This is a genomic window from Flagellimonas taeanensis (assembly GCF_003584105.1).
Taxonomy (GTDB): domain Bacteria; phylum Bacteroidota; class Bacteroidia; order Flavobacteriales; family Flavobacteriaceae; genus Flagellimonas; species Flagellimonas taeanensis.
In genome coordinates this window covers 254,221-269,076 of record NZ_QXFO01000011.1, presented here as the reverse complement: position 1 = coordinate 269,076, position 14,856 = coordinate 254,221, and the positions used below count along the sequence as shown (strand labels likewise).

General features: G+C 45.7%; 15 protein-coding genes and 1 other RNA gene. 8 read left to right on the top strand and 8 right to left on the bottom strand.

The window, feature by feature from the left end; genetic code table 11:
• Positions 1 to 116 precede the first annotated feature (116 nt).
• A complete protein-coding gene (locus D2V93_RS06085) occupies positions 117 to 2,165 on the top strand; it encodes a DUF349 domain-containing protein (protein ID WP_119618799.1) in 2,049 nt (682 codons plus the stop codon).
• A 42-nt stretch (positions 2,166 to 2,207) separates the two neighbouring features.
• Here the strand turns inward: D2V93_RS06085 and D2V93_RS06080 are convergent, their stop codons facing one another.
• Positions 2,208 to 2,627, bottom strand: coding sequence for a CBS domain-containing protein (locus tag D2V93_RS06080; RefSeq protein WP_072877486.1), 420 nt, complete (start codon positions 2,625 to 2,627; stop codon positions 2,208 to 2,210).
• A 228-nt stretch (positions 2,628 to 2,855) separates the two neighbouring features.
• Between D2V93_RS06080 and D2V93_RS06075 the strand changes: the two genes are divergently transcribed.
• Positions 2,856 to 4,115: a DUF7477 domain-containing protein gene (locus D2V93_RS06075; RefSeq protein ID WP_119618798.1), complete on the top strand. Its 1,260-nt coding sequence runs from the start codon at positions 2,856 to 2,858 to the stop codon at positions 4,113 to 4,115.
• A 16-nt stretch (positions 4,116 to 4,131) separates the two neighbouring features.
• Here D2V93_RS06075 and rny read toward each other — a convergent pair whose 3' ends face one another.
• The 4 genes from rny to D2V93_RS06055 form a co-directional block, all read right to left on the bottom strand.
• Positions 4,132 to 5,703 carry a ribonuclease Y gene (gene rny, locus D2V93_RS06070; RefSeq protein WP_072877482.1) on the bottom strand — a complete coding sequence of 524 codons (1,572 nt, stop codon included), beginning with the start codon at positions 5,701 to 5,703 and terminating at the stop codon, positions 4,132 to 4,134.
• A 53-nt stretch (positions 5,704 to 5,756) separates the two neighbouring features.
• Positions 5,757 to 5,863, bottom strand: a non-coding RNA gene (gene ssrS, locus D2V93_RS06065) — 6S RNA.
• A gap of 55 nt (positions 5,864 to 5,918) precedes the next feature.
• Positions 5,919 to 6,212 carry a cell division protein ZapA gene (locus D2V93_RS06060; RefSeq protein WP_119618797.1) on the bottom strand — a complete coding sequence of 98 codons (294 nt, stop codon included), beginning with the start codon at positions 6,210 to 6,212 and terminating at the stop codon, positions 5,919 to 5,921.
• A 14-nt stretch (positions 6,213 to 6,226) separates the two neighbouring features.
• Positions 6,227 to 6,517, bottom strand: coding sequence for a hypothetical protein (locus tag D2V93_RS06055; RefSeq protein WP_072877478.1), 291 nt, complete (start codon positions 6,515 to 6,517; stop codon positions 6,227 to 6,229).
• A gap of 168 nt (positions 6,518 to 6,685) precedes the next feature.
• Between D2V93_RS06055 and D2V93_RS06050 the strand changes: the two genes are divergently transcribed.
• Together D2V93_RS06050 and D2V93_RS06045 are read left to right on the top strand one after the other, a co-directional pair.
• A complete protein-coding gene (locus tag D2V93_RS06050) occupies positions 6,686 to 8,377 on the top strand; it encodes a M23 family metallopeptidase (protein ID WP_119618796.1) in 1,692 nt (563 codons plus the stop codon).
• Positions 8,378 to 8,517: 140 nt separating this feature from the next.
• Complete coding sequence (locus D2V93_RS06045; RefSeq protein ID WP_072877891.1) at positions 8,518 to 9,165, top strand: hypothetical protein; 648 nt, start codon at positions 8,518 to 8,520, stop codon at positions 9,163 to 9,165.
• Here the strand turns inward: D2V93_RS06045 and D2V93_RS06040 are convergent, their stop codons facing one another.
• Entirely contained in the window at positions 9,166 to 10,314 is a 1,149-nt protein-coding gene (locus D2V93_RS06040) for a cysteine desulfurase family protein (protein WP_119618795.1), read from the bottom strand. It abuts the gene before it with no gap.
• A 109-nt stretch (positions 10,315 to 10,423) separates the two neighbouring features.
• Between D2V93_RS06040 and D2V93_RS06035 the strand changes: the two genes are divergently transcribed.
• Positions 10,424 to 10,945, top strand: coding sequence for a hypothetical protein (locus tag D2V93_RS06035; protein ID WP_119618794.1), 522 nt, complete (start codon positions 10,424 to 10,426; stop codon positions 10,943 to 10,945).
• Here the strand turns inward: D2V93_RS06035 and D2V93_RS06030 are convergent.
• Positions 10,942 to 11,484 carry a Smr/MutS family protein gene (locus tag D2V93_RS06030; RefSeq protein WP_119618793.1) on the bottom strand — a complete coding sequence of 181 codons (543 nt, stop codon included), beginning with the start codon at positions 11,482 to 11,484 and terminating at the stop codon, positions 10,942 to 10,944. The two genes, D2V93_RS06035 and D2V93_RS06030, sit on opposite strands and share 4 nt — an antisense overlap.
• A gap of 80 nt (positions 11,485 to 11,564) precedes the next feature.
• Between D2V93_RS06030 and D2V93_RS06025 the strand changes: the two genes are divergently transcribed.
• The 3 genes from D2V93_RS06025 to D2V93_RS06015 are packed head-to-tail and all read left to right on the top strand — an operon-like array spanning position 11,565 to position 12,548.
• Positions 11,565 to 11,885, top strand: a complete 321-nt coding sequence (locus D2V93_RS06025) for a DUF2752 domain-containing protein (RefSeq protein ID WP_245978102.1) — start codon at positions 11,565 to 11,567, stop codon at positions 11,883 to 11,885.
• A gap of 12 nt (positions 11,886 to 11,897) precedes the next feature.
• Entirely contained in the window at positions 11,898 to 12,224 is a 327-nt protein-coding gene (locus D2V93_RS06020; protein ID WP_119618792.1) for a CCC motif membrane protein, read from the top strand.
• A 6-nt stretch (positions 12,225 to 12,230) separates the two neighbouring features.
• Complete coding sequence (locus D2V93_RS06015; RefSeq protein ID WP_119618791.1) at positions 12,231 to 12,548, top strand: CCC motif membrane protein; 318 nt, start codon at positions 12,231 to 12,233, stop codon at positions 12,546 to 12,548.
• Here D2V93_RS06015 and recQ read toward each other — a convergent pair.
• The gene (recQ, locus tag D2V93_RS06010) at positions 12,545 to 14,746 is read right to left on the bottom strand and encodes a DNA helicase RecQ (RefSeq protein WP_119618790.1); all 2,202 of its coding nucleotides are present in this window, start codon (positions 14,744 to 14,746) and stop codon (positions 12,545 to 12,547) included. The two genes, D2V93_RS06015 and recQ, sit on opposite strands and share 4 nt — an antisense overlap.
• Positions 14,747 to 14,856: the final 110 nt, after the last annotated feature.

Sequence of the window (14,856 nt, the reverse complement as noted above, 5' to 3'; positions counted from 1 at the left end):
TCGATTCACACAACTTGCCATTGGAGCAAAAGAAGATTCAATACTTTTGCTATTAGCCAATTAAGTTGTTAAATTGGCTATAATTATCATCAATCAACAGCTAAAGCTACTTACTAATGCAGGACAACGAACACAAACTTCAGCAAGCTGAAGGTGGCACAGAGCAAACATCGGACAACATTAAAGCACCTTTGGAAGAAAGCCCCATTTCTGAACCGAACGTGTCCGAGGAAGCCGCATCTGAAAATAAGGAAGAAAACAAGACAGAAAGCAGCGATTCCAAAGAGGACAGCGCAAAAGATTCCGACAGTCCCAACGACCCAATTGACGAGATAGATGAATCCAATGCGGAGGACGCGGAAGATACCGACAATGAAAAACGTCACTACATCCCATTTTTGGATTACCACTCCATGCCCATGGAAAACTTGGTGGGCGAACTTCAAAAGCTGGTGCGGAACGAAAAGGTACAGGCCATTGGAAAACATGTCAGCGCCATAAAATATGAGTTTGACCAAAAATTCCAGGAGTTTTTGGAACACAAGAAAGAAGAGTTCGTGTCCAAGGGAGGCAATGAAATTGATTTTAAGTACAACTCCGTGGCCAAAAGGCAGTTCAATGAAGTATATGCCGATTATCGTGAAAAGCGAGACCAGTATTACAAACAACTGGAGCAGAACCTCAAGAACAATCTCCAAAAGCGATTGGAGATCATTGAAGAGCTCAAGGGGCTCATCGATGTGGAGGAAGACATCAACACCACCTACAACAATTTCAAAAACCTTCAGGAAAGTTGGAAAAATGCAGGGCCCATTCCCCGCAACCACTACAACGATGTTTGGCGCACTTACCACCACCACATGGAAATCTTCTACGATTTCCTTCATCTGAACCGGGAACTGCGCGACTTGGATTTCAAGCACAATCTGGAAGAAAAGCAAAAATTGGTGGAGCGGGCCGAAGCCTTGGCCGATGAACCCGACCTGAACAAAGCCTTTAGGGAACTCCAGACCCTCCATAAGATTTGGAAAGAGGACATTGGTCCCGTGGCAAAGGAGAACAGGGAAGAAATCTGGGAAAGGTTCAGCAATGCCACCAAGGCCATGCACCAGCGTAGACAGGAACATTTCCAAGAACAGGAAAAGGTCTATGAAAAAAATCTCGAGAAAAAGCAGGACATCATAGCCTCCATTGTCCAGATTTCCGGAAATGTCGCCAATAGCCACAGGGCGCTTCAGCAGCAGATCAGTGAAGTTGAGAAGCTGCGGGATTCCTTCTTCAAGGCCGGTAAAGTGCCCCAAAGGGTAAACGAGGAAACTTGGAGCCACTTCAAGGATGCTGTCCGTAAATTCAATAGGAACAAGAACGCTTTTTATAAGAACCAGAAAAAGGAGCAACAACAGAACCTGGATAAGAAAAAGGCCCTCTTGGACCTTGCCATTTCTTTGAAGGACCGCGATGATTGGGACGAAGTCACACCCGAAATGAAGCGCATCCAAAGCGAATGGAAAAAGATAGGCCATGTACCCAGAAGGTATTCGGACAAGATCTGGAAAGATTTCAAGGATGCGTGCAACCACTATTTTGATCGCCTGCACTCAGATAAGAACGAAGCACAGAAGGACGAGTATGAAAATTTTGAAAAGAAAAATGCCTGTCTGGAACGATTAAAGGAGTTTCAACTCAGCGGGGACAAAAAGAAAGACTTGGCCGAGATCAAGGAGTTCCTTGCCGAATGGAAGCAATATGGCCGTATTCCCTACAACAAAAAGCACATTAACGGCAAGTTCAGCAAAATTGTGGATGCCCTACTGAAAAAGTTGGGGGTGAGCAGACAAGAGTCGGAGCTCATCAAATATGGGAACAAGGTGCAGGAACTGGCCAAAACGGAGGACGACCGCGCCATTGGCAATGAGCGGGTGTTCATCAGAAGAAAAATCGACGAGAGCAAGTCTGAAATACGCCAACTGGAAAATAATCTCCAGTTCTTCTCCAATGACTCAGAGGACAATCCGCTGGTGCAAGAGGTCATCAAAAACATAGACAACCAGAAAGAGGCCCTTCAGACCTGGAAAGAAAAGCTCAAAAAGCTGAACATTCTCGAAAACAGGCTCAACAGAGAGGCCGAAGAAGAAGAGAACAGCAACGATAACGAAGAAGAATAACAAAATCGCCCCAAAATTGGGGCGATTGTTTTTGTTGCCGGTTCAATATTGCTCCAACAGGTATCTTATCAAATCGGTAGTTGTGACAATGCCCACCAGCTTTCCATCGTCCACTACAGGAAGCGCATGGAATTCCTTTTGCGATAAAAACTGCGCCACTTCCCTGATCGTGGTCTTGGAGGTAACGGTCACCACATCATGCACCATCACTTGGGGTATGGTGAACATATTGTAAACTATGGTGTCCACATATTCCTCATGTTCGTCGATGGCATCAGCAAAACTGATACGGAGCAAGTCCGTGTAACTCAGTATTCCAATAATCGCATCTCCCTTTACCACTGGAATGTGCCTTATATGATGTTTCTTGAAAAGTCTCTCGGCAGTGACCAGGTCATCTTTTGGGCTCAACGTGACCAATTTTTTGGTCATGATCTCGGAAACAGGTACACCATTTTTCATCGTTGTTGAAGTTTATTGTTCCAAGGATAAAGCTAGTGCGATTTCATCGTGAAAAGTATGATAATTGTCAGCCCCTATACTCGGAGGGGCCTTGCTCACCTCCAAAAAACAAACATTGGCTATCTCTTTTGAACAGTACACCGCATTTCTTTTGAAGGTTCAGGAATAAATAGGAAATTTCGCAAGAAAATCAAACCTATTACCAACCAACCAACACCCCTTTTACCAATGACCAAAAGATCAATTTTCTTGGCCCTTTATCTTTTGTTGGGCATCCAAGCATTTTCACAATCCTATTATTATGAGACCAGTTGGATCAGCAACAGTGTAAAGTATACTGGTTTTGTATTCTTTTACACTGATACCGAAGCCTTGGTCCGTATAAAATATTTTGCCAATGGCACTGACAAGGTTGCCCAATACAAAGGCACCTTTAAAGAGTTCACCAAAGCTGATGGCACTAAGGATTATTTTCTGGATGGGGAAAACCCCTTAATCATCAGAGGACCTGAAAACTCCAGCTACAGTCCGGACAACTTTTATCTGGAAGAGATGTCCGATGGCACATTCAAGGCCTATACGGTGGATGACAATGCTTTCGCTGGTGGGGACATCACACAACACATGAAACCTACGCTCTATTGGGTCAACCTAGATCCGAAATCGGTAAACCAGGGTTATCTGGACGACTACATGAACGAAGACGAGGACATTTATAAGGCCCTGCTATTTGACAATTCCGGGGAACTGGAACTTCCCATCTATACCAATGCCATAACAGCGTTCGCAAATGGAGAGATAGAGGGTGAAGGAGCCTGGTCCGTAGTAATGAGTGATTTAGTGGCCAATTCCTATGAAAAACAAAAAATATTTCATTCAAAGCAATTTCCTTCCGATTGGATCAAGACCCACTGGGACTTGGGGTACACCATTACCTCTGTCGAGTTCGACAAAACCAAAAACACCTTTTTATTGGTCATGAGCAAAACTTCCCGTTGGGGGATTCAATCCTGGAAATTATCTGAAATTTTTCCCAAGGATTGGATCAACGAAAAATGGAACAATGGTTACCGCATCACTTCCATTGCCTATGGCAATGGGGAATGGGTCGTGGTCATGAACCAAAATACAGGGTATGGTGAACAACGATGGAAAACCTACAACTCAGAGATACCCAAAGAGTGGATAGAGCAGAATTGGAACGAGGGTTATTCCATCACTTCGGCCAATTATGGCAATGGACTTTGGGCGGTCACGATGAGCACAGAGTCTCAGTTGGGCCTTCAGAGCTGGAAGACACTTTCTGAATATCCGCTAGAATATATCAAGGAAAAATCGAATGATGGTTACGATATCACAACCATTGCACATGGCAACGGAAAGTGGTTCGTGGTGATGTCCAAAAGGAGCATCTATGGCTACAACACATCCTATTCGAGCTATAGTGACATTCCTTTGGAATGGATATTCAAAAATTCCAGGGATTAAGAAATCAAAAAAAAGCTTATTTGGCCACGTTCACTGAGCGTGTCTCACGGATCACGGTCACCTTCACCTGACCAGGATAGGTCATGTCGGTCTGTATCTTCTGGGAAATCTCAAACGATAGTTCAGCAGCCTTGTCGTCGCTCACCTTTTCGCTTTCCACAATGACCCGAAGCTCCCTACCGGCCTGGATGGCATAGGCTTTCTGTACTCCATTGAAACCAAAGGCGATGTCCTCCAGGTCTTTCAATCGTTGGATGTATGAATCCAACACCTGTCTTCTTGCTCCAGGACGTGCACCGCTGATGGCATCACAAACCTGCACGATGGGCGAGATCAGCGTGGTCATCTCAATTTCATCATGGTGGGCACCGATAGCATTGCAAACTTCGGCTTTCTCCCCATATTTTTGGGCCCACTGCATCCCTAAAATGGCGTGTGGTGTTTCCACTTCCACTTCGGCCATGGGCACTTTTCCGATATCGTGCAGAAGTCCGGCCCTTTTGGCCAACTTGGGATTGAGTCCCAGTTCGGCAGCCATTACGCCGCAGAGCTTGGCCACTTCCCTAGAGTGCTGCAATAGGTTCTGTCCATAGGAAGAACGGTATTTCATTCGCCCTACAGCCTTTATCAATTCTGGATGGAGTCCGTGGATACCCAGATCTATCACGGTGCGCTTACCGATTTCGGCAATCTCTTCGTTGATCTGCTTTTCGGTCTTTTTCACCACTTCCTCGATACGGGCGGGGTGAATCCGTCCATCGGTCACCAATCTATGCAATGAAAGTCGGGCAACTTCCCTTCTCACGGAATCAAAACAGGAGAGGATAATGGCTTCCGGGGTATCGTCCACAATAATCTCGACGCCAGTGGCTGCCTCGAGGGCACGAATGTTCCTTCCTTCCCTACCGATAATACGTCCCTTGACGTCATCCGACTCCAAATTGAAAACAGAAACACAGTTTTCCACTGCTTCCTCGGTCCCGATACGTTGAATGGTATTGATGACTATTTTTCTGGCCTCTTGTTGCGCGGTGAGCTTTGCTTCTTCCAAAGTGCTCTGCAAGTAGGCCATGGCATCTGATTTGGCCGTCTCTTTCAGGGATTCCAACAATTGGCTCTTGGCATCCTCAGCGGAAAGTCCGGAAATCACCTCCAATTGTTGCACTTGGCTCTTGTGGAGTTTTTCCACTTCGGACTGCTTTTTGTCCAGTATCTCCCCCTTGTAGTTGACTTCCTTGATCTGCTCCTGGAGCTGATCGCTCAATTTTTTGTTTTTGGCCAGTTCGCTGCTCACTTGGGATTCCTTGTCCCTGATACGTTTTTCGGCCTCTGCTATCTTCTTGTCCTTGCTGATGATGACCTTTTCGTGTTCGGCCTTCAACTCCAGGAATTTCTCCTTGGCTTGGAATATCTTGTCTTTTTTGATGTTCTCCCCTTCCTTGTTGGCCTCTTTTATGATATCTGAAGCCTCCCTCTTTGCATTGGCAATGGTCTTGGATGCCTTGCCCTTCTCCATCATCTTGGCAATTGCGAATCCTATGCCCAGCCCTACAACAGCTGCTACAACGATCACTATGATATTATCCATGTTTGATTATGTTTAGTTTAAAAAAAAAGCCCACATCGGCCGAAGTTTTGTACAAACTCCTAATTACAGGTTTAGGGCTAACAGGCTGATCAAGGATCCCTTGTACAGGGCATGCTTTTACAACCTAAACTCACCCTTTTTAATTATAATAGTGTTGAGCTTGTCAAAAATATATTACCAATGTGGGCAGTAACAATAATTTTATTTTAAAGAACTTATTCCCCCAGCTTGGAATGCAACAGTTCGTTGAGGGCCTTGAGGCGCTGCATGGCGGCCTCGGCACTTTCCGAACGGTCAATCCCACCTTGCTCAATTTTTGAGGCAAATTGTAAGGCACACATGGCCAGAACATCTTGCTTGTCCCGAACCGCATAGTTTTGCTCAAATTTTTTGGCCAGCGTCTCAATGTTCTTGGCCGCCTTTCGGAGTCCTTCCTCTTGCCTGGGGTCTATCGTAAGTGGATATACCCTATCAGCAATGGAAAGCTTAATTTTGAGCTTCTCTTCCATGGTTTCGTTACAAATCAATCCGAGAGCTTGGCAATGCAAACATCCAATTCGCGGATCAATGTATTTATCTTGAGCTTAGCTTCTGTTTTGCTAGTATTACTACCCAACATCGTGTTCGCCATTTTTAGGGAATTGTATTTCTCTTCCCACTCTGCCAAAGCGTCCTCTTTGAGCTTGCTTTCCTCTTTTGCAAGTTCCAATTCTTCTTTCAACTTGGTGTTCACCTGGTGCAACAGTTCCATTTTGTGCAGCAGTTTGCTCACCTTGTTCTCCAAAGAATCCACAATCTCAACAAGTTCGCTCATAGATGCAAACAACAATGCGTATTACACAAAGTTAACGATCCTAAGATAACCTCGCAATACTTTTCGGTATTTATTATTTAGGGCGGTTTGGGGGCACCAAGGGAGCTTTAAATCGTTTTTCATAAAACAAAACATTGGTTACTTTCGTATGTATTTATAAAAAACCTTATGCGCCTGTCTTTTTTTGCCCTTCTTTTTTTAATTGCCCCAATACTCCATGCCCAAGAAAAATACCCAAAAGATGTTTTCCGATCCCCTCTGGAGATTCCTTTGGTGCTTGCCGGGACATTCGGGGAGCTGCGTTCCAATCATTTCCATTCGGGCATCGACATCAAGACCCAACAGCGGGAAGGTCTGCCTGTTCTCGCTATCGGGGATGGCACGGTAACCCGGATAGTGGTCTCGCACTGGGGCTATGGAAAGGCTCTCTATGTGGCCCATCCCAACGGGTACACTTCCGTATATGGACACCTTAAAAAGTTTGGGCCGGAAATAGAGGAATATGTGAAGAAGGTGCAATACACCAAGCAATCGTATGAGGTCGAAATCTTCCCTGATTATGGAGAGCTAAAGGTATCCCAGGGCAATATTATAGCTTTTTCAGGCAACACCGGTGGTTCATCAGGCCCCCACCTACACTTTGAAATACGGAGCAGCGTCAACGAAAAACCCACCAACCCCCTACTCTATGGCTATGAAGTAAGGGATGCCACCGACCCAACCCTTTTGGGTCTGTATGCCTACCCTTTATCCAAGGATGCCTTGATCAACCAAAGTGAGGAGAAGATCCAGATCAACTATACGAAACAAGCGGATGGTTCCTTTTTAGCGGACAAGGTCACAGCCTCGGGTTCCATCGGCTTTGGCATCAATACGTTTGACCGACAGGACATGGCCGCCAACCAAAATGGGGTTTATTCGGTAAGGCAAACTGTGAACGGCAGGGTCTACTCCGAGTTTGACTTTGAAACGTTTTCCTTCGGGGAAACCCGCTATATCAACACCTTAATTGATTATGCCCATTTCTACAAATTCAGACAGCGTATCCAAAAATGCTTCAAGGAACCTTTCAACCATTTGAGCATCTACAAGTCACTGTACAACAATGGCCAGATTGACCTGGAGGAAGGCATGTCGTACAATGTGGAGCTCCTCATTTCGGATATTGCAGGCAATACCACCAAACTCATCATTCCTGTTGAAGGCAAAAAGGAGTCCGCAAAAAAAATCAAAAACGATGAAGCCTCCTCTGATTTTATCCTTGCAGACAAACCGAACAATTTTGACCTTGGTGCGGCAAAGGTCTATTTTCCAGCCAATACCTTTTACGATGATTTTTATATCGCCCTAAAAAAAGGAGAAGATACCGTGGCCATACACGACAACAGTGTGGCGGCCCACCGAAACTTCACCATCAGTTTTGACCCTTCCAAATACCCATCTTCAGACCGTGACCAAATGTTCATAGCCCATTTGGACGAGGATGGCCGCCCTTCCTACTCCAAAACCTATAAGAGGGATGGTTCCTTTACGACCCGCACACGTACCCTGGGCACCTATACCCTTGTCAAGGACAGCCTTGCCCCTTCCATAACACCAAAAAATTTCAAGGAAAGACAATGGTTGAGCAATTACAGCTATCTGAGCCTCACTATTTCCGATGATCTAAGCGGGATAGACACCTATTCGGCCACTTTGAACGGAGAATGGATATTGATGGAATACGAACCAAAGACCAATACCATCACCTATAATTTTGACGATAAGATCTTGAATGCCACGGAGTGTGAGCTCAAAGTCACCGTTACGGACAACGTGGGCAATTCAAGCACCTTTATCAGTACTTTTTTCAGGAAATAACCTTATTTTTGCCAGCGGAAAACAGCCAGCCAGCCGATTTTCATAGGAATACTTCCCCTCAACAGGGTTGGCCATAACGTGTTTTTGGCAGATTACTTCTGTGAAGATCAAGAGCCTGTTCCCCGTAAAAAAATATGATCATGAAAAAAATCGTCTTCATTTTTGTTCTGTGCACAGCGGTCTTTGCATCGGCCCAAAAGAACATTTATGAGAACACCCGTTTCGACGACCTCACCGAAGATCATGAAATGCTGGCCATTGTTCCCTTTATTGCCCATTTGGAACTGAAGAAGGCCGTGGACAACGACGAACTGAAGGTTTTGGCACAAAGGGAGGGCTATGCGGTGCAGGATGCCCTGGAGACCTATTTCGCCAAACGAAAAAAGCGGAAAAAGTTCAATGTGGATTTCCAGAACATCCGGAACACCAATGCCATTTTGGCCCAGAACGGTATCGAATACAACAATATTGACACCTTCACTACGCAGGAGCTCTGCGATATATTGGATGTGGACGGCATCATCAGCGGAAACCTCAACCTCAATATCCTGCTTTCCGAAGGCGTACCCACAGATTTCAGTCTTTTCGATTATTTCAGCGGCGATGCCAATTATGGCAGGATCGGAGTGAAGGTCAGTGATGGGGAAACGGGCAAGCTGCTCTGGAAATACGAAAACGAAATCACAAAAAAAACGGGGAAAAACACCACGGAACTCATCGACAAGATGATGAAAACGGCATCCCGAAAGTTCCCTTATGACAAGGAAAAGAAAAGGGACAGGGATTGATTACCCTTGCACAAACTCCTTGAGCACCCCAACGGTATAGTCCAACTCTTCCTTGGTGTTGTACATGGAAAATGAAAACCGCAATGATGGTTTTTCCAGTTCTTCGTCCGATAGGATTTCGGTGAGCACGTGCGATCCTTTATCACTGCCCGATTGACATGCACTTCCTTTGGAACAGGCAATTCCTTTCATGTCCAAATGGAACAGAAGCATCAATCCTTTTTGTTTGTCCAAGGGCAGGCGCACATTCGCAAGCGTATAAGTACTCTTGTCCATATCGCCTGAAAGCCCGTTGAAGGCAGCTTCTGGAATTTCTTCTTTCACTTTTTGCACAAAATACCTCTTGAGTTCCTTTACGGCCTTGGTCTCTTGCTCCAAATGTTCGTATGCCCTCACAAAGGCCTCTTCCAGCCCCACGATATTGTGGAAAGGTTCGGTACCGGCCCTGAATCCCCTTTCCTGGGCACCGCCCACGATCATGGGTTTCAACCCTGAATTTTTTCTGATAAATGCAAAACCAATGCCCTTGGGACCATGGAACTTGTGTGCGGCAGCCGTCATAAAATCGATGGATACTGATTGCACATCCCATGGGTAGTGACCAATGGACTGTACGGTATCGGAATGGAAAAGGGCCCCGTTCGCCTTGCATAGCTTCCCGACCGCCTCAATATCCATAATGTTTCCGATCTCGTTGTTCACATGCATCAAGCTGACCAGCTTTTTGGAACCATCTTTCTGAAGGAGTTCTTCCAAATGCTCCATTTTTGGATTGCCGAACTCGTCCAGGTCCACATACCAAACCGCAGTACCGTATTCTTTTTCCAACTCTTCCACAGTGTGCAGCACGGCATGGTGCTCTATTCTGGAGGTGATGATGGTCTTTACCCCCAAATCCCTGACGGCACAACGTAAAATCATATTGTCGGCCTCCGTGCCACCCGATGTGAAGATGATTTCCGAAGGTTGGGCATTCAATGTTTTGGCAATGGTCTTTCTTGCCTGTTCCACCATCGTCTTTGCCGACCTTCCAAAGCTGTGGGTCGAGGACGGGTTCCCATAATGCACGGCCAAGGCCTCCTGCATTCTTGCGATTACCTCATCCCTTACCTGCGTTGTGGCCGCATTGTCCAGATACACTTTTTGCATGGTCCAGTTGTGATTTTAGAGGGGCAAAAATACGGGAAATAAAGTTAATTTCTTTTAAAGTGACGGAGAGGATTGGGGTATTAAAATGGAATTGCTTTAAATTTGGTGCATGAGAAAACTCTTCCTTTCGATGCTTTGTGCCGGAATGTTTTTTTCCTGCAGTGATGGTGACCTTCAGATAGAGACCATTGATTTTGACAGTGTCTCCCTGCAATATTGCACCGCGCCGAGTACAACAACCAAAAACATACTCTTCAAGATCAATGAAAATGAGGCATTGATATTGGAACTCCAAAGCGGCGTACTCAACAGGGGCGTTATAGGCGATACCATTGTCACGGAAAGCACCGTGCCCGGACAGTCACAGATCACTTACCGCATTTTTTCAGATGATGTAAGCAAAAATTATTTCTGTGATGACATCCCCGCCGCAGACCCTGTTGTGGCCGACGAAGTCGAGGCCGAGGATGGGTTGGTTTTCATAGAGACCATCATGGATGCCGACAGCACCAACTTTGTCCATACCATAAATTTGAGCGGGATTTCTTTTGTCACTGGCAATGGGGAACGCATCACCAACCTGAACATCTCCGAGTTTGGTGAAGTAACCACTGCCATCCCTACCAACTAAGGGTTCTGAAAAATATAGACCTCTGTAGCACCCAGCCCGTATTTTTGGTAATCGGCATCATAGTACTTCACGTTTTCATATTTCCTGAAGAGATAATGTAGCTCTTCCTTTAAGATTCCTTCACCCACACCGTGGATGAACACCACTTTTTGGATGCGCTTCTGCATGGCAAATTCCAATTGTCCCTTGGCCCTTTCCAATTGGATATTGAGCATATCGAAATTACTGAGTCCTCTGGTGGATTCCACTAAGTGATGGATGTGGAGGTCCACTTCCATCTTGGGGGCAAGGCGCTCCTTTGGCTTTGTGCCCGTGGCCTTTCTCCGTTTCGGCTGTTCCTTTTCCTTTTTCACTTGGGCCACCTCAAAATTGGAGATGGAGATTTCCCTTCCCGCTTTCACCAGATCTTTTGCAGGATACTGCATTGGGAAACCCTCATCGGTAATCAGGGTGACCTTGTCCCCGTCCACTTTCTGCACAGTACCTGAAATGGCTTCGTCCAGTACCTCTACCTTGTCCCCGACCTTAAAAATGCCCATACTTAATTATCTGTTAAAAAAATGATGGGAAAGATGAATCCCATAAGCAAAAATAATAGTATTTTTCGGCTGTTACAGCTATGATGCACCTACAACCGACCATATTCTCCCTTAGCCTGAAGGACTATATGCTCCCCTGTCTCAACAAAAAGTTGTTAGGGCTGGACTGTCCCGGTTGTGGCATGCAGCGTTCTGTGGACCTATTGCTGCACGGAGAGTTTGCGGCCGCATTTAAAATGTATCCGGCCATTTACCCAATCATCCTCCTGCTGCTTTTTCTGATTTCCAACCTGTTTGTGAAATTTAGATTCTCCCATCAGATTCGATTGGCACTGATGCTGACGGTTGCGGGAGTGATTATAGTGAGTTACATCATCAAAATGAATAAACTGTTTAATTAAAAAACCAAAATTATGGAACAACAAAAACTTCCAAATGCAACACTGATCCTTGTATTTGGTATCATATCAATCGTCACTTGCTGCTGCTATGGCGTCATTGGATTGATTTTTGGCATAATTGCCCTGGTCTTGGCCAATAAGGCAATGAAACTATATGCCGAAAATCCGGAAATTTACGATGGAATACAAAATGTAAAAACAGGTAGAATACTGGCCATTATTGGAATTATCCTCAACGTATTGGCGCTCGCCTATTTTATATGGGCCATTTCCTTCTTTGGATGGGAAACCCTACAAGACCCTGAAAGAATGCAAGAAATTTTGGAACAATACCAATAATAGTTTATGAGCCAACAACCCTTACCTGGGGCAAGTACAGTGCTGACAATGGGAATCATTTCCATTGTCGGCACCTTGTTTTGCTGCGGCCCTTTTGGGGCCATCTTCAGTATCATCGCATTGGTCAAAGCCAAGACCGCTAACCAGTTGTACCAACAAAATCCTGGGAACTATACGGATTACAGCAATGTAAAGACCGGTAAGATCCTGGCCTACATCGGTCTGGTATTTTCCTTGATCTATTTGGTGCTGTTCATCCTGTATTTCGGATTCATCATAGCGATGATAACCGCAAATGGAAGTGATTGGGGTAGCGGATATTAATTCGCCACTTCACTTATAAATTTCAATCGGTAGAGCCGAAGTTCCTCATCCTCGTAACTGCCATCGAACTCCTCGATGGCCTGCGAGATGGAATCGGTGTCGGCCTCCAGGAAATACTCATGGATTTCTTCCTGTTGGTCCTCATCCAGAATTTCGTCTATCCAGTACCCAATATTGAGTTTGGTACCACTGAACACGATTTGCTCCATTTCCTTGATCAGCTCGGGAAGTTCCAGACCTTTCGCGGAGGCGATATCGTCCAGCGGCAATTTTCTGTCAATGCTTTGAATCACATACAGCTTCAATCCTGAATTGGCCCCGGTGCTCTTCACCACAAGGTCATCGGGTCTTACAATATCGTTTTCCTCAACGTATTTGTTGATCAGGTCCAAAAAGGGTTGTCCATATTTTTTGGCCTTTCCTTCCCCTACCCCCTGAATGTTGAGGAGCTCGTCCATGGTTATGGGATATTTGAGGGACATATCTTCCAATGAAGGATCCTGGAATACCACAAAAGGGGGTACCTCTCTTTTTTGGGCCTCCTTTTTCCGAAGGTCCTTGAGCAATTTCAACAAGTTTTCATCTGCTACGGCACCGATAGATTTTGCAGCTATGGCCTCGGCTTCCATACTTTCTTCCGTGTAGGTATGGTCCTTGGTCATGAGGAAGGATTCCGGTTTCTCCAGAAATTTTTTCCCAGCATCCGTCAAGTGCAGAATGCCATATCGTTCTATTTCCTTTTTAAGAAGGCCGGCCACGAGCACCTGCCGTATCAAAGCCATCCAATAAGCCTTGTCCTTTTCGGACCCGATACCAAAAAAGGGCTTCTCATCGGTTTTGTGGGACGAGATCATCGCATTGACCTTGCCGACCAATATCCTAACGATTTCCTTGGCCTTGAACTTTTCATTGGTGTCACGAACCACACCCAAAAGTTTCACCACTTCATTTTTGGCTTCTTCCTTGGGTTTGGGGTTCCTTGCATTGTCATCCATATCGGCACCCTCACCGTTCACCTCGTCGAACTCCTCCCCGAAATAATGGAGAATGAATTTCCGGCGTGACATGGAAGTTTCGGCATAGGCCACGATCTCTTGGAGCAGCGCACTACCTATTTCCTGTTCGGCCACGGGCTTTCCGGACATGAACTTCTCGAGTTTTTCCACATCTTTGTAAGCGTAGAATGCCAGACAGTGACCCTCGCCACCGTCCCTTCCTGCACGGCCCGTTTCCTGATAGTAGCTTTCGATGCTCTTCGGGATGTCGTGATGAATCACGAACCTTACATCGGGCTTGTCTATGCCCATTCCAAAGGCAATTGTGGCGACCACTACATCCACTTCCTCCATCAAGAACATATCCTGGTATTTGGAGCGGGTCTTGGCATCAAAGCCGGCATGGTAGGGAACCGCGCTTATTCCGTTCACTTGCAGCACTTGGGCCAGTTCTTCCACCCGCTTTCTGCTCAGACAATAAATAATGCCCGACTTGCCTTGGTTTTGCTTCACAAAGCGAATGATGTCCGCATCCACATTTGGGGTCTTGGGGCGCACCTCATAGAACAGGTTGGGCCTGTTGAACGATGCCTTGAACACCTTTGCGGAGGTCATGCCCAGATTTTTGATAATGTCTTCCTGCACTTTTGGGGTTGCCGTGGCCGTAAGCCCAATAATGGGGATATTGTCCCCCAAACGATTGATGATTCCCTTCAGGTTGCGGTACTCGGGCCTAAAGTCATGTCCCCACTCCGAGATACAGTGGGCCTCGTCTACAGCAACAAAAGAGAGCGGCACCTTCCGTAAGAATTCAACATTGTCATCCTTGGTCAGGGATTCCGGTGCCACATATAAAAGCTTGGTGATCCCATTGGCAATGTCCTGCTTCACCTGTTTAATCTCGGTCTTGGTCAGCGAAGAGTTCAGCACATGGGCTATACCGTTCTGTTCGGATATACCCCTGATGGCATCCACCTGGTTCTTCATCAGGGCAATCAATGGCGACACCACGATGGCCGTCCCCTCCTTCATTATGGCGGGCAATTGGTAACAGAGTGATTTCCCGCCGCCCGTAGGCATGATCACAAAAGTATCCTTGTCATCCATAATGTTCTGGATCACATTTTCCTGAAGACCTTTGAATTTAGAAAAACCAAAATATTTTTTGAGAGAGGAATGCAAATCAGTATTCATTAAGCTCATTTCCGCATTTTTCTTTTTATGACAAGCAACCTAAAGGCCGTTGAATCTTTATTTTTTAATGTCCATCAAAAGTAAGAAGTATTCTATCTTCCTTTATAGTCTGTAAAAGA